Consider the following 23,595-nt stretch of genomic DNA (forward strand, 5'->3'; position numbering starts at 1 on the left):
CCCGCGGCGCCTCATACCTCCGGGCGGCGGCGGATGCGGGCGGCCAGGACGGCCACGTCGTCCTCCGCGTGGCCGGCGTCGAGGTGCTCCAGGACGTCGGCGAGGGACTCCTCCACGCTCGCGCCCGGCCGCAGCCGCAGCCCGGCGAGCCGGGCCAAGGAGACGTCGATGTCCTCCTCACGCCGCTCGACGAGACCGTCGGTGAACAGCAGCAGCATGTCCCCGGGCGCGAGCGTCCGGGTGGTGAGCTCGTACCCGCCGATCCCCGTTCCGAGCGGTGGCCCGACGGGTACGTCCAGCAGTTCCCCGGTGCCGTCCGCGCTGAAGAGGGCCGGCGGCAGATGCCCGGCACTGGTCAGTGACGCCGTCCCGCGCGCCGGGTCCACCTGGACGAGCAGACAGGTGGCCGGACGGCGGCTGCCGTCCTCGGCGACCGCAGCGTCCAGTCGCCGCAGTACGCGATGCGGGGGCAGGTCGGTGGAGGCGATGTAGCGCAGCATCGACCGGTAGGCGTTCATGTCCACCGCCGCGTCCAGCCCGTGCCCCATGACGTCGCCCAGCACCAGCAGGGTCCGCCCGAAGTGCAGCCGTACCGTCTCGAACCAGTCCCCGCCCACCAGCGTGCCGCCGCCTGCGGGCAGATACCGCGTGGCCAGATCCAGGTTGGGATGGGGCCGCCCGGGCTCGGACAGCAGAGCCCGCTGCAGCCGGAACACCGTGCCGCGCATGGACGTGTACCGGCGCGCGTGCCCCAGGTGCACGGCCGCCAGCCGGGCCGCGAAGCCTGCGACGGCGATGTCCCGGTCCGAGAACGGCGGGCCGTTGCGCACGGCCAGCAGCGCCCCGTACTGCTGCCCCTGCCCCACCAGTGGAACAGCCACGGCCGGGCGTGCCCCACATCCCGAGAGGTCCATCGAGTCGGTGACCGGACGCCTTTCGTCCAGCGCCCTCATCGACAGCGGGCGAGCGCCTTCTACGCCCCACGCCTCCAGCAGCTCGGTCCGGCCGGCCGTCGCCATCCGCTCCAGACCCGGGTCGTCGGGGGGCGGCGAGCAGGGGGCGTTCTCGGGCAGCAGGTCCACCGCGGCCGCGTCGCACACCCGGCCGCACACATAGCCGGCGAGCTCCTCGCAGGTGACCCGTTCGTCGAGCGTCGTGCCGATCGACTCGAGGGCGTCGTCGACGCCGTACGGGGGGTCTGCAGTGTGCTCACCGCCCACAGCGCACCTCCGCGACAACACCTCTCCGAGTCCATCCACGCACGTGGCGGACCGGCCCGCACCCTGCGCGGCACCGGCCGCTCAGAGATCATTCACCAGCACGGCCGCCCCGTCGAATCGCCCTGCCTTCAGGTCCTGCAGGGCGCGCTGGGCCTCGGACAGCGGATACGGGTGCGTCGTCGCCCGCACACCGTACCGGGCCGCGAGTTCCAGGAACTCCCGGCCGTCCTGGCGGGTGTTCGATGTGACGCTGCGCAGCTCCTTCTCGTAGAACAGCTCGCTCTCGTAGTGCAGCACCGGGACGTCGGTCAGATGGATGCCCGCGACCGCCAGCACTCCGCCGCGGTCGAGCGCCCGCAGCGCCACCGGTACGAGATCACCGACCGGCGCAAACAGGATCGCCCCGTCGAGCGGCTCCGGGGGCGCGTCCTGGGCACCGGCCGCCGACGCGCACCCGAGGCCGAGGGCGAGCCGCCGGGAGGCCTCGTCCCGGGTCAGGACGTGCACGGTCGCACCCTGCGCCAGGGCGACCTGGGCGCACAGGTGCGCGCTGCCGCCGAACCCGTACAGTCCGAGGCGCCCGCCCTCCGGCAGCGACGTCCGCAGCAGCGCCCGGTAACCGATGATGCCCGCGCACAGGAGCGGAGCGAGGGCGACGTCGTCCACGCCCGCGGGCAACCGGTAGGCGAAGGCGGCCGGCACGGTCGTGTACTCGGCGTATCCGCCGTCGGCGGTCCAGCCGGTGTGCTCGGAGTCCGGGCACAGGTTCTCCGACCCCCTTCGGCAGTACTTGCAGGTGCCGTCTGTACGGCGGAGCCACGCCGCCCCCACCCGGTCGCCGACGGCCCAGCCGCCGGCCTCCGCCCCGACCGCGGCCACCTCGCCCACCACCTCGTGCCCGGGAGTCACCCCGGGTCGCCGTACCGGCAGGTCGCCCTCGGTCACGTGCAGATCCGTACGGCACACGCCGCAGGCACGCACGTGCACGAGCAGCTCGTCGGCGGCCGGCACCGGAACCGGCCGCTCCACGAACCGCAGCGGCTCCCGTTCGACGGGACCCGGCCGGTCCACCACCCATGCGCGCATCGCTTGTGCCCCATCCCGTCCAAGACCGTCCTCGTTCCAGTGTCGGGCGGGACCGCCGTCCGGCGCGCGGCACGGCCCGGGCGTGGCTAGCGTGAGGAGCGGAAACCAGCCGTCGAGCGGGAAGGCCAGCGTCATGGCGGTACAACCCGAGGGCACGCCCTGCTGGGCCGACGCCATGTTCAGCGATTTCCAAGGAGCCAAGAACTTCTACGGTGACGTCCTCGGCTGGACGTTCGGCGAGGCCACGTCCGAGTACGGCAATTACACGCAGGCCTACGCCGACGGCAAGGCGGTCGCCGCCGTGGTGCCGCCCATGCCCGGGCAGGAGGGCCAGTTCGCCTGGTGCCTGTACCTCGCCTCGCCCGACGCCGCCGCGACCGCACGGAACATCCGCGACAACGGTGGCGAGGTGCTGATGGAGCCGATGCAGGTCGGGGACTTCGGCACCATGGCCCTGGCCCGCGACCCGAGCGGTGCCGTCTTCGGTGTCTGGCAGGCCGGCACCCACGAGGGCTTCGAGGCGACCGCCGTGCCCGGTGCCTACTGCTGGGCCGAGGTGTTCACCCGCGAGCCGGAGAAGTCGGACGCGTTCTTCCCGGCCGTCTTTCCCTATCGCGCCAAGCGGATCGAGGACGAGGCGATCGACTTCATCGTCTTCGAACTCGACGGCAGTCCGGTGCTCGGCCGGATGAAGATGACGGAGGACTTCCCGCCGGAGGTTCCGTCGTACGTCAATGTGTACTTCACTGTCGAGAACTGCGATGCGGCCGTCGAGCGGGCCACGAAGAACGGAGCGGTCCTGCGGTTCGGCCCGATGGACAGCCCCTTCGGCCGCTTCGCCGCGCTGACCGACCCCCAGGGCGCCAACTTCTCGGTCATCGACGTCACCACGACGCAGGGCAGGATGCCGGACATGAGCGAGATCTCCTGAGGACCGCTCCTCCTCGGCCGGGCGGCTTTCGGCCCCGGACCGGAGCGGTCCTCGGAGCGTGGCATGATCGGGGACATGCCTGAACGTGTTGTGGCCGCCTGCGACGGGGCTTCGAAAGGGAACCCCGGACCTGCCGGATGGGCCTGGGTCGTCGCCGAGAAGGACGAGATCCCGAGCCGCTGGGAGGCCGGCCCGCTGGGCAGGGCGACCAACAACGTCGCGGAACTCACCGCGCTTGAGCGGCTGTTGACGGCGGTCGACCCGCAGGTCGCGCTGGAGATCCGCATGGACTCCCAGTACGCGATGAAGGCCGTCACGACCTGGCTGCCGGGCTGGAAGCGCAACGGCTGGAAGACCGCCGCCGGTAAGCCCGTGGCCAACCAGGACCTGGTCATGCGCATCGACGCGCTGCTCGACGGCCGTGAGGTCGAGTTCCGCTACGTCCCCGCGCACCAGGTGGGCGGGGACCCCCTCAACGACTTCGCGGACCGCGCCGCCAGCCAGGCGGCCAGTGTCCAGGAACCGGCGGGCAGCGAGTACGGCTCCGTGGAGCCCCCGCCGTCATCGGAACCGGGCGCGAGCGCCGGGCCGGCCCGACGCTCCGCACCCGCGAAGAAGCGCTCCTCCAGCCGCACCATCAAGGCGAAGTTCCCCGGCCGCTGCCTCTGCGGCCGCCCCTACGCGGCGGGCGAGCCCATCGCCAAGAACGCACAGGGCTGGGGCCACCCGGAGTGCCGCGCGGCAGGCGAGGACTGACGACCGGAGCCGCCCGACGGGGTTCGGTCACGGCCGTCGCCGCCCACCCGCCGCCGCTCCGTCAGGGCACGCGTGCGACCTCGTCGCCGCACCAGGTGTCTGCTTTTCGGGGGACGTCGCCTCGGCCGGCCGTCCGCACGCGTGTCCGCCCGGCCGCGCCGCCGTTGAACGAGCATGACGAACCAGAACAGCCGGCTGCCCCGGGAACTGCGAGAGCTCATCGAGTCGGGCCCCATGGCCCATCTGAGCACCATCAACCCGGACGGAAGCCCGCAGGTGACCGTGATCTGGATCGGGCTGGACGGCGACGACGTCGTCAGCGGTCATATGGCGCGGCACGTGAAGCTGCGCAACATCGAGCGGGACCCGCGGGTGGTGCTGTCCTTCGACGGGCCGCGGGTGCCCGGCGCCTTCCTGAACGACTACGCCGTGCTGCGGGCACGGGCCGCCGTGGAGCCGAGCGACGCCACCTGGGACCTGCTCGACCGCTTGGCCAAGGTGTATGTCTCCCCGGACTCGGAGTTCCCGGCGCCGAAGGGCCCCGGCTACATCGTGCGCTACTCCGTCGAGCGCATCGGCGGCGTCGGACCCTGGGCACCGGCCCCGCACTGAGTGCCGGCCCGCACCACAGAGTCAGTCCGTGTCGAACGTGTAGTGCGCCGTGTGGTCCAGCAGGTCCACCGGGCGTACGTCGTTCCACGGCTTCATGGTCTCCCTGAGGTCGACCACGTCCGGGGTTCCGCTCAGCGGCAGATACCCGGAGCCGGGGTGGCGGCGCTGCCACTCGGCCCACAGTTTGTCGACGAAGGCGTGGTGCAGCCAGAAGACCGGGTCGTTGGGGGAGACCCCGGTGGCCATCTGCCCGCCCACCCACACATGGACGCGGTTGTGCAGGTTGACGCCGCGCCACCCCTCCAGATGGTTGCGGAAGCCGTCCGAGGCGCTGTTCCAGGGGGCCATGTCGTAGGTGGCCATGGCGAGCACCGAGTCGACCTCGGCCCGGGTCGGCAGGTCGCGGGTACCGCTGCCGAGCGCGCGCCGGAGATAGGTGCGGCCGTCCACGCGCACATTGACCGGCCAGCTGCCGGTACCCGCGGCGAAGGGTCCGTCCATCACCCGGCCGTCGAGGCTGCGTCCGGTGCCGCCGAGGAAGTCCGGTGCCCACAGCGAGGAACGCGGCGATCTGTCGCTCGTCCAGTCCCAGTAGGGCAGCGCGACCGAAGCGTCCACCGACTGCAGTGCCTGCTCGAACTCGAGCAGGAATCTGCGATGCCACGGAAGGAACGAGGGCGAGCGGTGCCCCGTCCGCTCACCGCTGTCGGTGTCGCCCATGATGAAGGCGTTGTGGGTCGTGACGAAGGCGTCATAGCGGCCGGTGCGCTTGAGCTCCACGAACGCGGCGACCAGCCGCCGCTTCTCGTCGGCCGTGAGGTTCGCCTGATTCTTGCGTACGGTCATGTGCGGGAGACTCCGGAAATCCTGTGCGTGGACGGTCAGTTGAACGGAACGAGCGGGGCGCCCTGCAGCTCAACGACGGCGGCGCGAGCGGCAGCGCGGGGGCTTGGCACGGGGGCGTAATGGCTGACGACGCTGATCCAGCTTCCGTCCGCGTTGCGCATCACATGCAGCTCGACCCCGTCGATGAACACGCCGTACCCGGAGCCGTGGTGGTGGCTGCCCATCGCCGGGCGGCCCTGTATCCGGCGCCCCAGGTACACCTCGTCGAAGGCCTCGGGACCGCCGTGGTCGTGGCCGGCGACGGCTGCGGGGAACGGGTGCGCGGGGGCGGAGGCCGAGGCGGCCTGAGCCGTGAGGCCGCCGGTCGCGGCGACGGCGGCACCGGCGGTGAGGGCGCGGCGGCGCGTCAGTTCGGGCATACGAAGTCCTCCTGAGGAGCGGGGGGTTGACGATGTGTCCTGCCTATCCGCCGACCGGACGGGCCGGGAAATCGCGAGAAACCGGTTGGCTGCGATCAGGACAATTGCCCACATGCTGTGCAAGGTTGAACCAAGATGATCTTGCCGTTGAGGCGCGCCGCGGATCGCTCGGAAGGGGAAATTCCACCTCTGTCACGGGGGTGCCGAGGCGGTTCTTTCGCAGCGAGCGGCGCACGGGTGACGGCGCTCACGTCCGCGACGTGACGTGAACTGCCGCATGGGGCCCCGGAGTAGGACGGCGGCGACCGGGTGGTCCGGGTGCGGGGTGACGGTTGGTGGCCGGGGGGACAGGGCGGGGGCGGTGCGAGCCAGGCGAAGTCGACGGCGGCCGGTGCGGTCCGGGTCGGGGCCCGGTGGGAGCCGCTGGGTGAATGGCTATTCACCGGATAAGGTGAATAGCCATTCACCTCGATTTTCCAGCACAGCGCGGAGAGCCATGCCCCCGATACCCGCCCCCTCCGACCGATCTCCCGCCCTCCGCGAACCGGGCGGAGCGACGGGAGTGCGCGGTCGGTTGACCGTTCCGGTGCTGGCCTTCGGCGGCATTCTCATGGCCGTCATGCAGACGGTCGTCGTCCCCCTGCTGCCCGACCTGCCCCGGCTCACCGGCGCATCGGCGGGCACCGTCTCCTGGATGGTGACCGCCACCCTGCTGTCCGGTGCCGTGCTCACCCCGGTCCTCGGGCGCGCGGGCGACATGTACGGCAAGCGGCGCGTACTGGTGACCGCCCTCGGGCTGATGACGGTGGGCTCCGTGCTGTGCGCGCTCTCCTCCGACATCGGGGTGCTCATCACGGCGCGAGCGCTGCAGGGCGCGGCGGCCGCGGTCGTCCCGCTCTCCATCAGCATCCTGCGCGACGAACTGCCGCCCGCCCGTACCGGATCCGCGGTGGCGCTCATGAGTTCCACGGTCGGTATCGGCGCGGCGCTCGGACTGCCGCTGGCCGCGCTCGTCATCCAGTACGTGAACTGGCACGCGATGTTCTGGGTGACCAGCGGTCTGGGGGCTGTCGGCCTCGTCCTCGCCTGGTGGGCGGTGCCCGAGTCACCGGTGCGCGCCCCCGGGCGGTTCGACGTGGTCGGCGCACTGGGTCTCGCCGCCGGGCTCTGCTGTCTGCTGCTGGCGGTGTCGGAGGGCGGCCAGTGGGGCTGGGACAGTCCCCGGATCGTGGCTCTGTTCGCGGCCAGCGTCCTGATCCTGGCGACATGGTCCCTGCAGCAGTTGCGCGCCGAGCGGCCTCTTGTCGATCTGCGGCTGGCGTCCCGCCCGCGGGTCGCGCTGCCCCACCTCACGGCTCTTCTGGTCGGGTTCGGCTTCTACGCCAACTCCCTGGTGACGGCACAACTCGTGCAGGCCCCGAAGGCCACCGGCTACGGCCTCGGGCTGTCCATCGTCGGCAGCGGCCTGTGTCTGCTCCCCGGCGGTGTGATCATGCTGCTCCTCTCGCCGCTCTCGGCCCGGATCTCCACGGCCCGTGGTCCGCGGATCACGCTCGCCCTGGGCGCGGCCGTGCTCGCGTGCGGCTATGCCGTACGGATCGCGGACAGCCGGGACCTGTGGATGATCATCGTGGGCGCGTCGATCGTGGCGACCGGCACGACGCTCGCCTATTCGGCGCTGCCCACGCTGATCCTGCGCGCCGTGCCCGCGGATCAGACGGCCTCCGCCAACGGGGTCAACGTCCTGATGCGCACCATCGGCCAGGCCACCTGCAGTGCCGCCGTGGCCGCGGTACTGGTCCACCACACAGAACCCGTCGCGGGGACCCCGGTGCCCACGCTGCACGGCTATCTGCTGGCGTTCGCGATGGCGGGTACGGTCGCCCTGGTGGCCTGCGCCGCCGCCCTCACCATTCCCGGCGGGAGTTCCGCCCGCGGTATCCGCCGGCCCCGGCGGCAGGCCGCGCCGGCCCATGACGAGGCACTTGAAGGAGCGTGAGCGCCGTGAGCCCCGCACGCGCCACCACTCGGTCGGGCCGTCCCACGGGGCCGGCCCGGGAGGCGGCGTCGGTCCGCGAAGGTCCGGAGGCGGGGGCCGTGCCTGCCGCACCCAGGGAGGCCGAGGCGCCCAGGTCTCCGGCTCGCCGTGATGCCGAGGCGACGAGGGCCGCCATCCTCCGCGCCGCCCGGTACCTGCTCGCCCGGCACGCTCATGCGGACATCACGCTCAAGGCGGTCGCCGACCGCGCCGGTGTCAGCGCGCCCCTGATCCTGAAGTACTTCGGCAACAAGGACACGCTCTTCTCGCAGGTCATGTCGTTCGAGACGGACGCCCCGGCGCTGCTCGACGCACCGCTCGCGGACCTCGGCCGGCACATGGTCCGCCAGGTCCTGATGAGCCAGACCGAGCAGGGTGCCGACCCGCTCCTGCGTATCGTGTTCGCCCCGCTGCACGGCGAGCAGGGTGACATCCTGCGCGGCAACTTCCGCACACAGGTCGGAGATCGCCTCGCCGCGCGTCTGGACGGCCCCGACGCGGGTCTGCGCGCGGAACTGGCGCTGGGCGCACTGCTGGGCCTCGGCGTGATGTTCGGCATCGCGCGCGGCACCCACCTGCGCGCCACCGACGTCGACGACATCGTCGAGCGCTGGGCGCCGGCCGTACAGGTGCAGCTGACCCCCTGACCCGGTTCAGCTCACGCCCTGCGGGCGGAACTGGATGCTGATCCGGGGGCCCGTGGCCCGGGTGCTCTTCGGGATCGCATGCTCCCATGTCCGCTGGCAGGAGCCACCCATCACGATCAGATCGCCGTGCCCGAGCGGTCGCCTGATCGTCTCGCCGCCGCCGCGCGGCCTCAGCGCCAGATCGCGGGGCGCGCCCACGGACAGGATGGCGACCATGGTGTCCTCGCGCGCGCCGCGCCCGATCCGGTCACCGTGCCAGGCCACGCTGTCGCGTCCGTCGCGGTAGTAGCAGAGCCCGGCCGTGACGAAGGATTCCCCGAGCTCGGCCGCGTAGTGCGCGGACAGTGCGGTGCGCGCCTCCTCGAGGACGGGATGGGGCAGTGGCTCACCCGCGCGGTAGTACGAGAGCAGCCGCGGCACGTCCACCATCTGCTCGTACATCTGCCGCCGCTCGGCGTGCCAGGGCACGGTGGAGACCAGTTCCTCGAACAGCGCGTCCGCACCGCCGAGCCAGCCCGGAAGCAGATCGATCCACGCGCCGGCTCCGAGCGTGGTCCGCCGCACCCCGTCCAGCGGCCCGAGCCGGATGTCATCGGTCTGGTCGAACAGGGAGCCCTGGAGATGCGTGGCCATAGACGGCAGCGTACTCCCTGATTCGAAAATCTGTTCTGTTTGCAGTGAGGGGCCGCCCTGAGATCCGGGCGTTGTAGATGTGACCGCTGGACGCTGGTTGGCGGATGCTCACGCTGGTTGGCGAGAAGATCACTTGAAGCGGTCACTGGCCGGCAACCTGGTCGACGCAGACCGACGGCCCCGCCGTGGCGATCACCGGATGTGGTGGTGGTGCCATCGCCGGGACCAGTGCGTGCCCATCAGCAGGAGGTTGGCCACGAACACCACCACGCCGATGATCAGGAGGTAGAACAGTCCCTTCATCAGCACGCCGATGAATCCCAGGGCGACCGCCGCGAGAATCAGCAACAGGAAGAGCGCCAACATGGATAGCCACTTCCTTCCTACAGGTAGACCGCTTCAACGGCGCCGATCTTGTGGGTCTGGGGATCGATCACGTCGCGGCTGCGCCACTCACGGATATCGGCTGAATGGATCATGCCTCGCTCCTTGCAGCCGGCGGAGAACGCCGCGTATCCCACAGTACTCCGGGAGCTTGACCTGGTCTTTTTCGCCTACGAGTACAGCATCGGCGTGGAAGGCCACCGGTTCCCGTCGCTCCACGACGGGTGCAGTGGCGGCGGTCGGCAACTGAAAGCCGTCGGGCACCCCAACCCCCGGCTGTGCCGCCATCCTCGATGGCGCGCCGCCCCGCGTAGAGCCGCTCTAAGCTTCAAAGAACAGCGAAGTACGCGGTACGAACGTCGGGGAGTGCATCGTCCCTGAAGGTGTCGGGAGAAAGCAGGAGAGACCGGAGCGGGTCGCGGGCCAGGCCGGTCTTCTCCCGGACCGCCAGCTGCACCAATAACTGGTTCGTTGAGGAAGCGGCGCACGTTGGCCGGCGTGTTCGGTTTCACCGCACATACAGCGATCCAGCTCCGCGACGAATCACTCGCCACACAAGCGCACGACGCCCTCTTCCCCGTGCGCGGCGAGGTCGCGGGTGGAACAACCGCCGTGATCAGCTTCGGCTCCGTCGACGACATCCTGGCCACCCTCGATCAGTACCTCATTCGGATCTGACGCCCACCGATCGCTGCCACGGGTCACCTTCGCCCGCACCGGACTTCCAGTCATCGATCCAGTGGGCCCCGCTCGGGGACGGTGCCTAGGTCGTGCCGGGAAGCCGGACCGTGACGAGGAGACCGCCGGCGGGGCGGGGGACGAGGTCGAGGGTTCCGTCGTGGGCGCGGACGATGCTGTGCACGATGGACAGACCGAGGCCGACGCCTGCGTGTTCGTCGGTGCGTACGCGTTCCGTTCCGCGCTGGAAGGGTTCGATGAGAGTCGGTACCAGTTCCGGTGGGAGCCGACGCCCCGTGTTCTCGACCCGCAGCAGGCTCGTGTCGCCGTACGCCTCGGTGTGGACCGTCACGGTGCCGCCGCCGGGAAGGTTGTGGACGACGGCGTTCTGGACGAGGTTCGTCACCATCCGCAGCAGGAGCTCCGCGGAGCCGCTGGTCCGTGTCGCCCCGCCGGTGACGTCGAGCGTGATCCCGCGCTGTTCGGCGAGGCGGAACAGGGTTTCGGCAGCCTCTTCGGCGAAGAGGGAGAGGTCGACGCTCTCGCGCACGAAGTTCCCGCGGTCGCTGCGGCTCAGCAGCAGGAGTGCCTCGGTGAGGTCGATCGCGCGCGTATTGACAGCCCGCAGGCGTTCGATGAGTTCGCCCCGGTCCCGCGTAGGGTCCTTGCGGGCGACATCGAGGAGCGCATGCGAGATGGCCAGCGGGGTGCGCAGTTCGTGGGAGGCGTTCGCGGCGAACCTCTGCTGCTCGGCGACGTGGGACTCGAGTTGTTCGAGCATCGAGTCGAACGCGTCGGAGAGTTCGCGGAATTCGTCCTGGCGGCCCTTCATGTGGATCCGGTGGGACAGCGATCCGTTCCCGGCCATCCGTGCCGCGGCAGTGATGTGTGTGAGCGGTGCGAGCATCCGGCCGGCGAGGATCCATCCGCCGACGAGGCCGAACACGAGCAGGAAGAGCATCGCCACGGCCGCGGCGGGGGCGAAGGTGTGCACAAGGAGGTAGCGGTTGGGTGAGATCCCGAGCAGGCCCCGGCTGTTGTCGGGTACGTAGCGCAGCAGGAACATCCACACCACGGCCAGCAGGAGGGCGCCGGCGACGGCGAGGAACCCGGCGTAGCTGAGGGTGAGTTTCAGTCGGGCGCTGAGCCCTGGGCGTCTATGCATGCGTACGGCCCGGGCGGGTGGTGTCGGGGCCGGTGTCGATGCGGTAGCCGACTCCCGGCACCGTGGCGATGATCCATGGTTCGCCGAGTCGTTTGCGCAGCGCAGAGACGGTGATGCGGACGGCGTTGGTGAAGGGGTCGGCGTTCTCGTCCCAGGCTCGCCTCAGCAGCTCTTCGGCGCTGATGACCCCGCCTTCGGCGGCGACGAGGACTTCGAGCACGGCGAACTGTTTGCGGGTGAGCGCGACGTGGCGTCCGTCGCGGAAGACCTCCCGGCCGAAGGGGTCGAGCCGCAGGCCCGCGATCTCGCGGACCGGGGGCCGGGCGTACGCGCGTCTGCGGTCGAGCGCCCTCAGCCGCAGGACGAGTTCCCGCAGCTCGAACGGTTTGGTGAGGTAGTCGTCGGCGCCGAGCGCGAACCCGGAAGCCTTGTCGTCGATCCGGTCGGCGGCGGTGAGCATGAGGATCGGGATGCCGCTGCCGGAGGCGACGATGCGCCGGGCGACCTCGTCACCGGAGGGGCCGGGGATGTCGCGGTCGAGGACCACGAGGTCGTAGGAGTTGACGCTGAGCAGTTCCAGGGCGGAGTCGCCGTCGCCGGCGATGTCGGCGGCGATCGCCTCCAGACGCAGACCGTCGCGGACGGCTTCGGCCAGGTAGGGCTCGTCCTCCACGATCAGTACGCGCATATCCGAAGCCTAAGCAGCGCAACATATCGCCGACGTATGCAAGGACGTGTGCACACCCGGACACGCGACTCAGCCTGCCGGTGCGGGCGCGGGCCGAGGCTGGTCCGACGGCGCTTCCGCCGCAGTGCGCCACCAGCGGCGCGCCGCCAGCGCGGCCAGCACGGCGCCGGTGGCGTTCACCAGTACATCGTCCACGGAGGACACCCGGTCCAGCCGCAGGACGTACTGTGCGGTTTCGACCAGGACCGAGCAGCCCGCTCCGAGCGCCAGGATCCGCGGCAGGGACGCCACCGCCGCGAACCGCATCGGGGCGAAGAACCCGAGCGACGCGAAGACCAGCAGGTTGCCGACGATCCCGAGCGGCCCCATCGTGACCAGGTCCCTCAGCGGTACCAGGCTCACCCGCTCGGGGACGACGCCGGCCCCGCCGCCCGGCATCATGGTCAACCACACGAACGGCACCGTCCCGTGGACCATGCCGACCTCGGCCAGCGACTTGCGCCACGCCCACACCGATGTGACGCCGGCGGCACGTCGAACGCGCGCCAGAGCCCACACCACCAGCGCGGCCAACGGCAGCGCGACCAACGTCATGAGCACCACACCGTTGAACGTGTCGAAGCAGCCGTGCCACCGCCCGGCCATGCACCTCGGAGCGGACATCATGAGCGGCCGCCGCACGACAAACACGGCGCCCGCCATAGCGAGGATCGCCAGGCTGAGGAGCACGATCCTGCGCGAGCGGCGGGGCGGCGCTGACAGGGATGCGTTGTGGTTCATGCCCCCATCGCAGGCGAAGCGCCGTTGCGGTGGCGTATGCGATTTTCGATACGCCCGCGATACACGCAATCCCCGGCTTCAAAGAACTGGCGCAAGCCGGCGGTGAGATGGTCCCGCCGCGGGTGATCGCGCCGACCCGGCTACTGCAGGTGCGGACACGGTGACGACGTAGGCTTGGGCACAGCGGCCGGCACAGGTGAAAGCGACCTGGTCGAGCAGTTTGAGGATGAGACCGTTACGGACGTGCCCGGAGAAGCTGCACATGCCAGGGCCATGGGCACGGTCATCGAGAGGCGGCGCCGGGTACCGCCCTCGGCTCGGTGGCTTTGCTGCGAAGCAACCCTGCGCGAGGCCCGCCGCCATCCCGCCGCCGACGCCCTCCTGCAGTCCGTCCCGTCGCCCCACGCGGCCCAGGGCCGAGCTGCCGGCCCTGCTCTCGGCCCTGACCGGGCGCACTCTCTGATGCTCTCTCACCTCCGGCTGGCAGGCACACTCGCCGGAAGGGCTGCGAGTTCGGTCACATCCGGGCCCGGGGCGGAGGCGTGAGCAACCGCCCCCTCGCCCCGCCCATCTCTTCAGCCGACGGGCGGTGGGGCACCGCGTCGTCACCCGGACGGGAACGCGCGTAAAGAGATCACCTGAAAAGCCGTGAAACGGATCATTTCGCTTTACATGAGCATAACAGATAGGTAAAGGTTGCGGACCGGGGCCCGACCAGCCCCGCGGCGCCCAACGGCGCCGCCCCTGCGGGCGGTTGGACCACCGGCCGGCCCTGTTCGAAGGAAATCCGTGCGTAGACCCCACATACGCAGCCTGGCCGTCGCCGTCACCGTGACGACGGCGGCCACACTGCCGGCCGTGCCGGCGCTCGCCGGCACACCCGCCGGCACGGCGGCAGCCGGCTTCTCTCCGGCCGCCGCGGCCAGGGCCGCCGCCTTCGCCCACTCCTCCGCCACCGGTGTCACGCGGGGGGACACCCTGACGACGAAGGACGTGCTGACCGACCCGGACGGCAAGCAGCACGTCCGCTTCGTCCGCAGCCACCAGGGCCTGCCCGTCCTCGGCGGCGATCTGGTCGTCCACCTGGACAAGCGGGGCGGCTACCTGGGCGTGACCCGCGCAGCGGACCACGCCGTCCAGCCGGCCACGACCGAGGCCGAGCTGACGGCTGGCCAGGCCGAGCAGAAGGCGGCCGTCGCAGCGCAGGGAGACGCGGGTACCGCCGAACTCGTCGTGGACGCCCGCGACGGCCGCGCCGCACTGGCGTATCAGGTACGCGTCACCGACAGCCGCACCACCGAGGCCGGTGGCTCCCGCACGGTCGTCGTCGACGCCCTGACCGGCCGGATCCGCAGCAACACGCCCGACAGCGACGAGTTCGTCTCGCCCGCACTCAAGGAGGCCCTGCGCAGGCGGGGCGAGTCAGCCGATCCGCGGGCGGACGGTGCGGCGGACTTCTCCGGCCTCACGGCCGCGGCGGGTTCCGCGGCCGCCCGCTACCCGTCGACCGCGCACGGCACGGGCGTGTCCCTCTACGTGGGCAAGGTGGCGCTGACCACCACCCGGACCGCGCGCACGAGTTATCTCCTCAGGGACCCCACCCGCTGGGACACCGAGACCCGTGACGCCAAGGGCCGGGAGCTGGAATCGTTCGGGCACGGAACGAAGTTCACCAGCACCAACGACACATGGGGCAACGGCGCCGTCGCGAACCGGGCCACCGTCGCGGCCGACGCCCAGTACAGCATCACCAAGACGCTGGACTTCTACAAGAAGGCGTTCGGCCGCAAGGGGATCAAGAACAACAGCACGGGCGCCCGCGCGATGGTCCACTTCGGCAAGAAGGTCGGCAACGCCTTCTGGGACTCGGTCTGCGGCTGCATGCTGTACGGCGACGGTGACGGCAAGCTGTTCAAGAAGCCCCTCGTCGTCCTGGACGTCACCGGCCATGAACTGACCCACGGCGTCGTGGACGCCACCGCCGACCTCGAACCCACCCGAGTGGACGACCACGGCTACCAGTACGGCGAACCGGGCGCCCTCAACGAGTCGCTCGCGGACATCTTCGGATCGGGCGTGGAGTTCGCCGCCGCCAACCCGAAGAACCCGCCGAACTACCTGATGGGCGAGAAGCTCGGACTGCGCCAGAAGTTCCTGCGCCGCCTCGACCACCCGTCCCTGGACAAGCTCGAGGGCACGATCGACTACTGGTCGTCCGAGGCGTACGACACCGAGGTGCACGCCGGCTCCGGTGTCTCCTCGCACGCCTTCTACCTGCTGGCCGAGGGCAGCGGCAGGAAGACGATCGGCGGCGTCACATACGACTCGCCTACCTACGACGGCTCACAGGTGACCGGTATCGGACGGGCCAAGGCCCTGGCCGTCTTCTACCGGGCGCTCACCCGGTACATGGTGTCCACGACGGACTTCCACGACGCGCGGGACGCGACGCTGAAGGCCGCCGCCGACATGTACGGCACGGGCAGCGTCGAGTACCGGACGGTCGACAAGGCGTGGGCGGCCGTCAATGTGACGCCCGCCGACACCCCGGCCTCCGGCCGCTGACGGCCCGCCGGCGCAGGGGCCCCGTCGAACCCGGCGGGGCCCCGGCCGTCAGTGGTCCTTCTGCGGGGTCACCTCGCTGGGCCGGACGACCACGAAACCCTCGCCCTCCAGCTTCAGCTGGACCGCCTCGCCCGAACCGCCGCGCAGCATCGACCCGATGGACTGCGACCGGTGCAGCGACGTGTGCAGCCGCGCCGTCCAGCCCACGACCGCGTCGGTGTCGACGTACACCGGCTGCTGCGGCGTGACGGGTATGACGAGCGGATTGCCGTCGCAGATCAGTCCCAGCCTGCCGTGTCCGGTGAACACACTGTTGAACAGACCGCCGCCGGTGATGCCCGCGCCCTTCACCGTCTGGATGCGGTACGACAGGGTCGCGTCGAAGCACAGCACATTGCGTCCGTTGACGGTGAACTCGTCGCCCGCCTCGATGTCCACGATGAAGCAGTTCTGCGCCTCGTGCGCGAACCATGCCTCGCCCTCGCCGCGCACCGACATCAGCGGCAGTCCCTCGCCGGTGACCGCCCGCTTCAGCATGCCGCCCACGCCCTGGCCCTTGCGTTCGAACTGCAGGCTCCCGCGGTAGGCGACCATCGCCCCCTGCCGGGCGAGCATCTCGCCGCTCACGACGTACCGGATGGCCTTGGCGTTCTGCACGGACATGCCGGGCGTGACGGCCGGCTGCACCATGTGGTCACTGGAAAAGAGATCACCCTTCATGGGCGCATCCTGGCCCGGAGGATCTCCCTCCGCCAAGATCACCGATGTCCCGGTACAGCAACAACTCGACCCGGCCCGGGCGCCGTCCGACACCTCGCCGCCGCCCACGGCGACCTCCGCGCCCGATGCCGGCCCTTCCTCACCCGGCGGCCGGCCGCCACGGCGGCGCCGGAGGAGGCTCTGGGACTCCGGGTGGTGTCCGGACCGGTGTTCCACCCCGAAGAGGGGAACGATGTCCCGGGAGTCTCTAGGCGGAGGACGGGAACGCATGACGGTGCTCGGTGTCGACATCGGTACCTCCAGCAGCAAGGGAGTGCTGGTCGATGCGGACGGGGCGGTGCTCGGCACCGCGGTGCGCCCGCACGCGGTCGGCCGCCCGAGGCCCGGCCATGTCGAGATGGACGCGCGGGTCTGGTGGGACGAATTCGTCTCGCTGGCCCGAGAGCTGATCACCCCCGGCACCACCGTCGACGCGGTCGGCGTCAGCGGTATGGGCCCGTGCGTCGCCCTGGCCGACGAGGCCGACACACCGCTGCATCCGGCCGTCCTCTACGGCGTGGACACCCGTGCCACCGCCCAGATCGCCCGGCTCGACGCGGAGCTGGGCCGCGACGCCGTCCTCGGGCGGTGCGGCTCACTCCTGTCCACCCAGGCGGTCGGACCCAAGATCCTCTGGCTGGCCGAGCACCGCCCCGACGTCGTCGCCCGCGCCCGGCGGCTCTATATGCCGAGCTCCTATCTGGTGCGGCGGCTCACCGGCGTGTACGTGCTCGACCACCACTCGGCCAGCCAGTCCGTGCCGCTGTACGACTCCCTCGCCCTGGAGTGGTACCGCCCCTGGGCCCGGCGGATCGCACCGGACATCGAACTGCCGCCGCTGCGCTGGCCCGGGGAGGTCGCCGGCCACGTCACCGCCGAGGCGGCCGCCCGCACCGGGCTGCCCGCCGGCGTCCCGGTCGTCACGGGCACCATCGACGCCTGGGCGGAGGCACTCAGCGTGGGCGCCCAGCGCACCGGCGACCTGATGCTCATGTACGGCAGCACCATGTTCCTGATCAATACGGTGGCGGAACGCCTTCTGGTGCCCCAACTGTGGAGCACGGTCGGCGCGTTGCCGGGGACGCGCAGTCTCGCGGGCGGCATGGCGACCTCCGGGGTGATCACCGACTGGCTGCGGGACCTGCTCGGTGCCCCCGGCCACGACGCGCTCCTCGCGGAGGCCGAGGCGTCCGGCCCCGGTGCGAAGGGTCTGCTGATGCTGCCCTACTTCGCGGGAGAGCGGACTCCGGTGGCGGACCCCGACGCCCGCGGAGTGATCGCCGGACTGACCGTGGAGCACACCCGCGGCGACCTCTACCGCGCGGCCCTGGAGACCACCGCCTACGGCGTACGACACAACGTCGACGCGATGCGCGCGGCCGGCGCCGACATCCGCCGGGTCGTCGCCGTCGGCGGAGGCACACGGGGCGGGCTGTGGATTCGTATCGTCTCCGATGTCAGCGGGCTGGAACAGGAGATCAGAACCGTGACCCTCGGCGCGAGCTACGGCGCCGCGTTCCTGGCCGCGAGCGCCCTCGGCGACACGGACATCGACAGCTGGAACCCGGTGCGCGAGCGCGTCACGCCCGACACCGGCAGGCAGCCCCGCTACGACGACCTGTACGACCTGTATCTGAGGCTGTACCCGGCGACCCGCGACATCGCCCACGCCCTCGCCCGCCATCAGCGCGCCACCGCGGACGCCCCGACCGGGTGAGGGCGCGGGACGCCGCGGTCAGCCCTTGATCTCGGTCCAGGCCTGCACCCACTTGGCATAGGGCACGCACTTGACGTCCTTACGGCCGTCGAGGCACTGCTCGATGGGCGTCGTCCAGAACGCGATGTCCTTCCAGTAGTTCTCGTCGGTGGCGTGGAAGGTGTCGCAGAACGCGGGGTCGCTGGTCACGTCGCAGGACTTGATGTTGGCGGGCGCCTCGCCGTAGTACTCGGCGACTTCGGCGTTGACCTTCGGCGAGATGATCCAGTTCATCCATTTGTAGGCGCAGTTGGGATGCTTGGCCTTGGCCGAGAGCATCCAGGTGTCGGACCAGCCGGTGGCGCCCTCCTGCGGCAGGACCGCCTGCACCTTGACGCCCTCGCTCTGGGCGAGGTTAGCGATGACCTGCCAGGTGGTGCCGATCACCGAGTCGCCGCTCTTGAAGGAGGAGATCTCCTTGAGGTAGTCGCTCCAGTACTCGCCGACATCGGCCCGCTGCTTCTTCAGCACGGCGACGGCCGCGTCGAACTGGTCCTGGTCGAGCGCATAGGGATTCTCGATGTCCAGCCCCGGCTTGGTCTCCCGCAGATACAGCGCCGCGTCGGCGATGTAGATGGGGGAGTCGTAGGCCGTGACATGGCCCTTGTACCGGGAGGCGTTGTCGAAGACAGCGGACCACGAGATGGGCGCGGGCGAGACCTCCTTCGTGTTGTACATCAGCAGGTTCGCGCCACGGCCGTGCGGAATGCCGTAGGCGGTGCCGTCGACGGAGTTCCAGCTCTGGTTCTTCAGCCCGAAGAAGACGTCCTTGTAGTTGGGCACCAGATCCGTGTTCACCGGCGCCGCCTGGCCGGACGCGATCAGCCTGAGGGAGGCGTCACCCGAGGCCGAGACCGAGTCGTAGGCGCCGGTCTTCATCAGTTTGACCATCTCGTCCGAGCTGGCGGCCACCTTGTTGTGGACCTGGCACCCCGTCTGCTTCTCGAAGGGGGTGACCCAGTCGGCCTTCGGGTCCGAGGATCCGGCCTCCACGTATCCCGCCCAGGAGATCAGGTTCAGCAACCCCTCGGTACGGCCGAGCTTCGACTGGGCCTTCAGGTCCGGCGGATTGATGCCCGACGAGGAGGGCGCGCTCGAGTCGGCGAACATCCCGCAGGCGTTGACGAGCAGCAGAGCACAGCCGACGGCCGCCGCTTTGAGGGATCTGTTCGGGCGCATAGGGAAGCTCCACGGTGTGGGGAAGTGGGAGGAAAAGGGGGTGAAGTTGTGACGGCGGGTGACGGCGGTTGTGCGGGACGTGCAGGATGCGGCGCGGGTGCAGGGCGCGGCGTACGGCCGCGAACGGCACCCGGCGTCGGGACGGCGTGGTGACCGGAGCCCTCCGGACGCCTTGGATCTCGGTGGCGCGCTCGGGCAACGCTCCAGGTCGGCGGGTGGGCCACGGCTGACCCGGGGGTCCGCCCGGGGGACAGGGTGGGGACTTCGGGCGGACGATGTGGCCATCACCCTACGAACAGTCGATGGAAGGATCAACTTCGTTCTGTGGAAGGACAGTTGACGGAGAGTCAAGATGCGGTGAAGTGAACCGGACGTATAGCGTCGCCGCCATGTCCCACTCCCCGCAGCAGCCCGGATCGTCGCCCTGTCTCCTCCCGTACCCCCTGCCGGCTGCCGCGGGCGCAGCCGTGGGAGACGGCGGCCGCCTTGCCGCGGCGGCGACGGCGATGTTCGACCCCGCCACGGAGGCGGGTGTAGCGGCCCGGGTGCGCCGGACCCTGGAGGCCGTCTTCGACACCGTCGCCGACACCCGGGAGGCCACCACGGCGCTGCTGACCCGGGTCTCCGCCCAGGGCCGCCGCCCGGTGAGCGCCGACCTCGCGGCGCTGCGCCCCGGACTCCATCTGCACCTGGCCCGGCAGGAGCTGGTCTCCGGTGTCGGGTTCGTCGTGGCTCCGGGGCTGCTCACCGATGTACCGGCCTGGCTGGAGTGGTGGCAGACCGGTTCCGACGGCGCCGTACGGCCGCTGCTGCTCGACCTCGATCCCCGGCAGTCCGCGTACTCCGACTACACGCACTGGGACTGGTTCGCACTGCCCCGCGACACGGGCCGTCGCGCGGTCGCCGGACCCTACGTGGACTACCTCTGCTCCGACGAGTACAGCCTCACCTTGTCGGCGCCGGTGCACGTCGAGGGCCGGTTCGCCGGGGTCGCCGCGGCGGACGTGTATCTGCGCCACTTCGAGGCGGCCGTCATGCCGCTGCTCCAGGGGCTGCCCGGACCGGCCCACCTGGTCAACGCCCGCGGCCGGGTGGCCGCCTCGGCCGACCCCGCCCATCTGGCGGGTTCACTCACCAAGGGCCCGGACTTCGGCGCGCTGCTCGCAGGGGCGCGGCCGGGCCGCCACGCCGGGCTGCGGCTGGTCCCCTGCGACGACCTCCCGCTGGTCCTCGTCGTGGCGGAGGAGTGACCGGGGCGTTCCCCGCGCATCGCGCCGCACCGCGTCCACGGGTGTTGTGAGTCGGTCACGGAATTTCCCCGGGTGAATGAGCCGGCGCGCCGCTGCCCGCGTTGTCGACATACTCACACCGCCTGCCGGAATTCCGCCGGCTCGAGCAGTCGCGGCAGAAGAAGAACCGCACGCCGACCGGCCGAGGGCGGCACCGACCCCGCGGCACATCGATCATCGGCGCCCGGGACGGCGGGGCAGCCCGGCTACCAGGACCCCGGGCTGATCGGTGATAGTGAACCCTGAATCGAAAGGTGTACCAGGCAGCTACGAGACAGTCAGGAAGTCCGTGGACACGAGTGAGAGTACGACCGGCAGCGGAACGGCATCGGAGAGCGAGGCTCCGGACGGAGACCGATCCGTCAGAGCGGGCTGGCGCCGCTGGGCGATGGACACCCGGCCGCTGCGCCGCCCCGCCTTCCGCCGCCTATGGTCCTCGACGATCGTCACCCCGGTAGGCAGCCAGCTCACCGCGGTCGCCGTACCCAAGCAGATCTACGACATCACGGACTCCTCCGCCTGGGTCGGCTACGCGAGCCTCGCCGGCCTCCTCCCGCTCGCCGTCTTCGCCCTGTGGGGCGGTGCGATCGCCGACCGGATGGACCGCCGCAAGCTTCTGCTGCTCACCAACGCAGGCCTGGCCGTGACGTCCGTGCTCTTCTGGGTCCAGGCCCTCGTCGGCCTCGACTCGGTCCTCGTCCTGATCGTGCTGCTCGCCCTCCAGCAGGCCTTCTTCGGCCTGAACTCCCCGGCCCGCAGCGCCTCCATCGCCCGCCTGGTACCGCCGGAGGAACTTCCCGCGGCGAACGCGCTCGGCTCCACCGTCATGCAGACCGGCCTGGTGGCGGGCCCCCTCCTCGCCGGCACCCTCATCCCCGTCATCGGCCTGTCCGCGCTCTATCTGATCGACGCCCTGGCCCTGTGCGTGACGGTATGGGCGGTCTTCCGGCTTCCCGCCCTGCCGCCGACGGCGGCGGCAGTGGGCCGGGCGGGCTGGCAGGCGATCGCCGAGGGCTTCCGCTACATCGCGCTGCACAAGGTCCTGCTGCTGTCCTTCGTCGCCGACATCATCGCCATGGTGTTCGGCATGCCCCGCGCGCTCTTCCCGCAACTCGCCGCCCAGACCTACGCGTCCTACGGGGAAGGGCTCGCGCTCGGGCTTCTCTTCGCGGCGATCCCGATCGGCGCGGTGCTCGGCGGGCTGCTGTCCGGCACGTTCTCGCGCGCCCGGCGTCACGGCCTGATGGTGATCGCGGCGGTCATCGCCTGGGGCGCGGCCATCACCGGTCTCGGACTGACCAGCAGCCTGTGGGTGGCGGTGGCCTTCCTGGCGGCCGCGGGCGTCGCCGACATGGTGTCCATGGTCTTCCGCGGCGCGATCCTGCTGTCCGCCGCGACCGACGAGATGCGCGGCCGGATGCAGGGCGTCTTCACGGTGGTCGTCGCGGGCGGTCCGCGCCTCGCGGACGTCCTGCACGGCACGGCCGGCTCGGCCCTCGGCACACGTACGGCGATCGCGGGCGGCGGACTCCTGGTCATCGCGGCCACCCTGGTCCTGGCCATGGTCACCCCGGCCCTGCGCGAGTACCGGATCTGACCACCGCACCCCACGGCTCCCCGGAACATGCGCCCACCTGCGCCCGATTACCGGTCCCGGGGCAATCCCGATTCTTTGTGGAATTCTCCGGGGAGCCATTCGAATTCAACCGGGGTATGGTCATGGCATGAATACGGCGAGCTATATGATACTGGCTGTATCGCAGGAACAACTCAACGTGTTCTACGCCTTTATCGGTGGCATGGTGGTCGCGGGGGCGCTGATCTGGGCCGTACAGCTGGGTATGCGGGTACGAGACCGGGAACCGGCACCGCCGAAGCCGGAGGAGCAGCCCCATCTGCCCGACGGCGGAGCGGTTCACGAGGAAAGGGAAGTGCGGGAGCCCGAAGAGGTGCCGCACGCCACTCAGGAGAGCGAACGGCTCATGCCGTACCAGCTCCACCACGCGGCGTCCAAACGCTGCGACGACCAGCATCGCAAGCGCTGGCTCCCCGGCTCCAGCGGTGCCTTCGGCAGCGGCGGCCCCGGCCACGTGTGAACCGCCGGCCGCCGAGTGAACGGACGTCTGCGTCCGGGCCCGAGCCCCTCACGGCAGATCCGCTGCCGAGTCCTCAGGGGCGAGGTCCGGGCGCAGACGCAGCCATGACGGCTGTCTGAGCAGACCCGCCCGCGTGCGCGTCCTGTAGCGCACTTCGCCGACCAGCCTCGGCAGGACCCAGTGGGCCCCCGGCAACCGGGGGTCGCGGTCGAAAGGGCACACACGCGCTTCCACGATCCTCAGCAGCCGGGCGAGTTCGGCCCGCTCGGCCTCCGTCCACCCCGTGCCCACCCGGCCCACATAGCGCAGCAGGCCCGTCGCGTCCCGCTGACCCACCAGGAGCGCCGCGGGCAGCCCCGACAGTCTCCCCTGCCCGGGCAGCCAGCCGCCCACGATCACATCCACGGCCTCGACATTCCGGATCTTGATCCAGGAGCGGGAACGCACCCCCGGCTCATAGACCGAGTCGAGTCTCTTGCACACCAGCCCCTCCAGGCCGTTGTCCCGGATCGCCGCCATGGCCTGCGCGCCGTGTCCGACGAGGGCGCCCGGCGTCGACCAGTGCGGCCCGGTCAGGGCGAGGGCCTCCAATTCGGAACGCCGGCGGGCGTACGGCAGCGTGGTGAGGTCGTGCCGCAAGAACACCACGTCGAACAGCACGAGGTGCACGGGCGTCCGAGCGGCACGGCGCGCCGCGAGCGCGGGGGAGTGGGCGAGCCCCATCCGGGACTGCAGCCGCTGGAAGTCGCCGCGCCCCTGCTCGTCCGGTGCCACCACCTCCCCGTCCAGTACGGCGGGTGTGGTCCCGAGAGCCCCGCCCAGCGGACGCAGTTCCGGGTAGGCGCCGGTGATGATCTCGCCCGACCGCGCGCAGTTCCACGCTGCCGTCGCCGGGGAGATAGACCACCGCCCGCTGGCCGTCCTGTTTGGTCTCGTACGCCCACTCCGCGTCCTGCCGGGCGGGCGGCAGGGTGCCGGGGGTGGCGGGCATCGGGGCGATCAGCGGCAGTCTCACGGGTCAGTTGTGGACGGAGCCGCACGTCCTCACGCGTCCCGGCCGGGCGATTT

General features: G+C 70.8%; 22 protein-coding genes and 2 pseudogenes. 11 read left to right on the top strand and 13 right to left on the bottom strand.

Annotated features, from left to right (window positions below; translation table 11 throughout):
* Positions 1-11: 11 nt before the first annotated feature.
* On the bottom strand, positions 12-1,220 hold the full coding sequence (locus tag ACQEXA_RS47090) for a PP2C family protein-serine/threonine phosphatase (protein WP_432924539.1): 1,209 nt from the start codon (positions 1,218-1,220) through the stop codon (positions 12-14).
* An 81-nt stretch (positions 1,221-1,301) separates the two neighbouring features.
* A complete protein-coding gene (locus tag ACQEXA_RS47095; RefSeq protein ID WP_432924537.1) occupies positions 1,302-2,306 on the bottom strand; it encodes a zinc-binding alcohol dehydrogenase family protein in 1,005 nt (334 codons plus the stop codon).
* A 133-nt stretch (positions 2,307-2,439) separates the two neighbouring features.
* Here ACQEXA_RS47095 and ACQEXA_RS47100 point away from each other — a divergent pair, with 133 nt between their 5' ends.
* From ACQEXA_RS47100 to ACQEXA_RS47110, 3 genes are all read left to right on the top strand, one after another.
* Positions 2,440-3,237, top strand: a complete 798-nt coding sequence (locus ACQEXA_RS47100; protein ID WP_432924535.1) for a VOC family protein — start codon at positions 2,440-2,442, stop codon at positions 3,235-3,237.
* Positions 3,238-3,300: 63 nt separating this feature from the next.
* Positions 3,301-3,993, top strand: coding sequence for a ribonuclease H family protein (locus ACQEXA_RS47105; RefSeq protein ID WP_432924533.1), 693 nt, complete (start codon positions 3,301-3,303; stop codon positions 3,991-3,993).
* Positions 3,994-4,167: 174 nt separating this feature from the next.
* Positions 4,168-4,605, top strand: coding sequence for a PPOX class F420-dependent oxidoreductase (locus ACQEXA_RS47110; protein ID WP_432924531.1), 438 nt, complete (start codon positions 4,168-4,170; stop codon positions 4,603-4,605).
* Positions 4,606-4,626: 21 nt separating this feature from the next.
* Here the strand turns inward: ACQEXA_RS47110 and melC2 are convergent, their stop codons facing one another.
* Positions 4,627-5,451 (bottom strand): tyrosinase MelC2, encoded by an 825-nt coding sequence (gene melC2, locus ACQEXA_RS47115; RefSeq protein ID WP_433132945.1) that lies wholly within the window; start codon positions 5,449-5,451, stop codon positions 4,627-4,629.
* A gap of 35 nt (positions 5,452-5,486) precedes the next feature.
* The gene (gene melC1 / locus ACQEXA_RS47120; protein ID WP_432924528.1) at positions 5,487-5,870 is read right to left on the bottom strand and encodes an apotyrosinase chaperone MelC1; all 384 of its coding nucleotides are present in this window, start codon (positions 5,868-5,870) and stop codon (positions 5,487-5,489) included.
* A gap of 496 nt (positions 5,871-6,366) precedes the next feature.
* On the opposite strand from melC1, the gene ACQEXA_RS47125 reads away from it, so the two are divergent.
* A complete protein-coding gene (locus ACQEXA_RS47125) occupies positions 6,367-7,869 on the top strand; it encodes an MFS transporter (RefSeq protein ID WP_432924526.1) in 1,503 nt (500 codons plus the stop codon).
* A 98-nt stretch (positions 7,870-7,967) separates the two neighbouring features.
* Positions 7,968-8,555 (top strand): TetR family transcriptional regulator, encoded by a 588-nt coding sequence (locus ACQEXA_RS47130; protein WP_432938934.1) that lies wholly within the window; start codon positions 7,968-7,970, stop codon positions 8,553-8,555.
* A gap of 6 nt (positions 8,556-8,561) precedes the next feature.
* Here the strand turns inward: ACQEXA_RS47130 and ACQEXA_RS47135 are convergent, their stop codons facing one another.
* The 3 genes and pseudogenes from ACQEXA_RS47135 to ACQEXA_RS47145 all read right to left on the bottom strand — a co-directional run.
* Complete coding sequence (locus tag ACQEXA_RS47135; protein WP_432924524.1) at positions 8,562-9,188, bottom strand: alpha-ketoglutarate-dependent dioxygenase AlkB; 627 nt, start codon at positions 9,186-9,188, stop codon at positions 8,562-8,564.
* Positions 9,189-9,380: 192 nt separating this feature from the next.
* The gene (locus ACQEXA_RS47140) at positions 9,381-9,554 is read right to left on the bottom strand and encodes a hypothetical protein (protein WP_359399664.1); all 174 of its coding nucleotides are present in this window, start codon (positions 9,552-9,554) and stop codon (positions 9,381-9,383) included.
* A 20-nt stretch (positions 9,555-9,574) separates the two neighbouring features.
* A pseudogene (locus tag ACQEXA_RS47145) lies at positions 9,575-9,667 on the bottom strand (PRC-barrel domain containing protein); the annotation flags it as partial.
* Positions 9,668-10,061: 394 nt separating this feature from the next.
* Between ACQEXA_RS47145 and ACQEXA_RS47150 the strand changes: the two are divergent.
* Complete coding sequence (locus ACQEXA_RS47150) at positions 10,062-10,250, top strand: hypothetical protein (RefSeq protein ID WP_432924522.1); 189 nt, start codon at positions 10,062-10,064, stop codon at positions 10,248-10,250.
* A gap of 85 nt (positions 10,251-10,335) precedes the next feature.
* On the opposite strand, the gene ACQEXA_RS47155 is transcribed toward ACQEXA_RS47150, so the two are convergent.
* From ACQEXA_RS47155 to ACQEXA_RS47165, 3 genes are all read right to left on the bottom strand, one after another.
* Entirely contained in the window at positions 10,336-11,415 is a 1,080-nt protein-coding gene (locus tag ACQEXA_RS47155) for a sensor histidine kinase (protein ID WP_433132947.1), read from the bottom strand.
* The gene (locus ACQEXA_RS47160; protein WP_432924518.1) at positions 11,408-12,103 is read right to left on the bottom strand and encodes a response regulator transcription factor; all 696 of its coding nucleotides are present in this window, start codon (positions 12,101-12,103) and stop codon (positions 11,408-11,410) included. The genes ACQEXA_RS47155 and ACQEXA_RS47160 overlap by 8 nt, the downstream gene beginning before the upstream one ends.
* A 69-nt stretch (positions 12,104-12,172) precedes the next feature.
* Positions 12,173-12,883 (bottom strand): VanZ family protein, encoded by a 711-nt coding sequence (locus ACQEXA_RS47165; RefSeq protein ID WP_432924516.1) that lies wholly within the window; start codon positions 12,881-12,883, stop codon positions 12,173-12,175.
* 789 nt (positions 12,884-13,672) lie between these two features.
* On the opposite strand from ACQEXA_RS47165, the gene ACQEXA_RS47170 reads away from it, so the two are divergent.
* Positions 13,673-15,448, top strand: a complete 1,776-nt coding sequence (locus ACQEXA_RS47170) for a M4 family metallopeptidase (RefSeq protein ID WP_433132949.1) — start codon at positions 13,673-13,675, stop codon at positions 15,446-15,448.
* Positions 15,449-15,496: 48 nt separating this feature from the next.
* On the opposite strand, the gene ACQEXA_RS47175 is transcribed toward ACQEXA_RS47170, so the two are convergent.
* On the bottom strand, positions 15,497-16,168 hold the full coding sequence (locus tag ACQEXA_RS47175) for an AIM24 family protein (protein WP_432924512.1): 672 nt from the start codon (positions 16,166-16,168) through the stop codon (positions 15,497-15,499).
* Positions 16,169-16,436: 268 nt separating this feature from the next.
* Between ACQEXA_RS47175 and ACQEXA_RS47180 the strand changes: the two genes are divergently transcribed.
* Positions 16,437-17,924 carry an FGGY-family carbohydrate kinase gene (locus ACQEXA_RS47180; RefSeq protein WP_432924508.1) on the top strand — a complete coding sequence of 496 codons (1,488 nt, stop codon included), beginning with the start codon at positions 16,437-16,439 and terminating at the stop codon, positions 17,922-17,924.
* A gap of 18 nt (positions 17,925-17,942) precedes the next feature.
* Here the strand turns inward: ACQEXA_RS47180 and ACQEXA_RS47185 are convergent, their stop codons facing one another.
* Positions 17,943-19,142 (bottom strand): ABC transporter substrate-binding protein, encoded by a 1,200-nt coding sequence (locus ACQEXA_RS47185; protein WP_432924506.1) that lies wholly within the window; start codon positions 19,140-19,142, stop codon positions 17,943-17,945.
* Between the two features lie 506 nt (positions 19,143-19,648).
* Here ACQEXA_RS47185 and ACQEXA_RS47190 point away from each other — a divergent pair.
* The 3 genes from ACQEXA_RS47190 (at position 19,649) to ACQEXA_RS47200 (ending at position 22,527) form a co-directional block, all read left to right on the top strand.
* Positions 19,649-20,392 (top strand): cache domain-containing protein, encoded by a 744-nt coding sequence (locus ACQEXA_RS47190; protein ID WP_432938931.1) that lies wholly within the window; start codon positions 19,649-19,651, stop codon positions 20,390-20,392.
* A 328-nt stretch (positions 20,393-20,720) separates the two neighbouring features.
* On the top strand, positions 20,721-22,028 hold the full coding sequence (locus ACQEXA_RS47195) for an MFS transporter (protein WP_433132951.1): 1,308 nt from the start codon (positions 20,721-20,723) through the stop codon (positions 22,026-22,028).
* 127 nt (positions 22,029-22,155) lie between these two features.
* Entirely contained in the window at positions 22,156-22,527 is a 372-nt protein-coding gene (locus tag ACQEXA_RS47200; RefSeq protein ID WP_433132953.1) for a DUF6479 family protein, read from the top strand.
* A 48-nt stretch (positions 22,528-22,575) separates the two neighbouring features.
* On the opposite strand, the pseudogene ACQEXA_RS47205 reads toward ACQEXA_RS47200, so the two are convergent.
* Positions 22,576-23,542, bottom strand: a pseudogene (locus ACQEXA_RS47205) (ATP-dependent DNA ligase).
* Between the last annotated feature and the right edge of the window lie 53 nt (positions 23,543-23,595).

Origin of the sequence: Streptomyces sp. CA-106110 (genome assembly GCF_050936285.1) — a bacterium.
Classification (GTDB): Bacteria; Actinomycetota; Actinomycetes; order Streptomycetales; family Streptomycetaceae; genus Streptomyces.

Bases quoted from the DNA above. Each gene is read 5' to 3' on its own strand.
- ACQEXA_RS47200 (WP_433132953.1), top strand. From the start codon at position 22,156: ATGAATACGGCGAGCTATATGATACTGGCTGTATCGCAGGAACAACTC.
- melC2 (WP_433132945.1), bottom strand. From the start codon at position 5,451: ATGACCGTACGCAAGAATCAGGCGAACCTCACGGCCGACGAGAAGCGG.
- ACQEXA_RS47165 (WP_432924516.1), bottom strand. From the start codon at position 12,883: ATGAACCACAACGCATCCCTGTCAGCGCCGCCCCGCCGCTCGCGCAGG.
- ACQEXA_RS47185 (WP_432924506.1), bottom strand. From the start codon at position 19,142: ATGCGCCCGAACAGATCCCTCAAAGCGGCGGCCGTCGGCTGTGCTCTG.
- ACQEXA_RS47100 (WP_432924535.1), top strand. From the start codon at position 2,440: ATGGCGGTACAACCCGAGGGCACGCCCTGCTGGGCCGACGCCATGTTC.
- ACQEXA_RS47095 (WP_432924537.1), bottom strand. From the start codon at position 2,306: ATGCGCGCATGGGTGGTGGACCGGCCGGGTCCCGTCGAACGGGAGCCG.
- ACQEXA_RS47175 (WP_432924512.1), bottom strand. From the start codon at position 16,168: ATGAAGGGTGATCTCTTTTCCAGTGACCACATGGTGCAGCCGGCCGTC.
- ACQEXA_RS47180 (WP_432924508.1), top strand. From the start codon at position 16,437: ATGACGGTGCTCGGTGTCGACATCGGTACCTCCAGCAGCAAGGGAGTG.
- ACQEXA_RS47125 (WP_432924526.1), top strand. From the start codon at position 6,367: ATGCCCCCGATACCCGCCCCCTCCGACCGATCTCCCGCCCTCCGCGAA.
- melC1 (WP_432924528.1), bottom strand. From the start codon at position 5,870: ATGCCCGAACTGACGCGCCGCCGCGCCCTCACCGCCGGTGCCGCCGTC.
- ACQEXA_RS47190 (WP_432938931.1), top strand. From the start codon at position 19,649: ATGTTCGACCCCGCCACGGAGGCGGGTGTAGCGGCCCGGGTGCGCCGG.
- ACQEXA_RS47105 (WP_432924533.1), top strand. From the start codon at position 3,301: ATGATCGGGGACATGCCTGAACGTGTTGTGGCCGCCTGCGACGGGGCT.
- ACQEXA_RS47135 (WP_432924524.1), bottom strand. From the start codon at position 9,188: ATGGCCACGCATCTCCAGGGCTCCCTGTTCGACCAGACCGATGACATC.
- ACQEXA_RS47140 (WP_359399664.1), bottom strand. From the start codon at position 9,554: ATGTTGGCGCTCTTCCTGTTGCTGATTCTCGCGGCGGTCGCCCTGGGA.
- ACQEXA_RS47110 (WP_432924531.1), top strand. From the start codon at position 4,168: ATGACGAACCAGAACAGCCGGCTGCCCCGGGAACTGCGAGAGCTCATC.
- ACQEXA_RS47155 (WP_433132947.1), bottom strand. From the start codon at position 11,415: ATGCATAGACGCCCAGGGCTCAGCGCCCGACTGAAACTCACCCTCAGC.
- ACQEXA_RS47160 (WP_432924518.1), bottom strand. From the start codon at position 12,103: ATGCGCGTACTGATCGTGGAGGACGAGCCCTACCTGGCCGAAGCCGTC.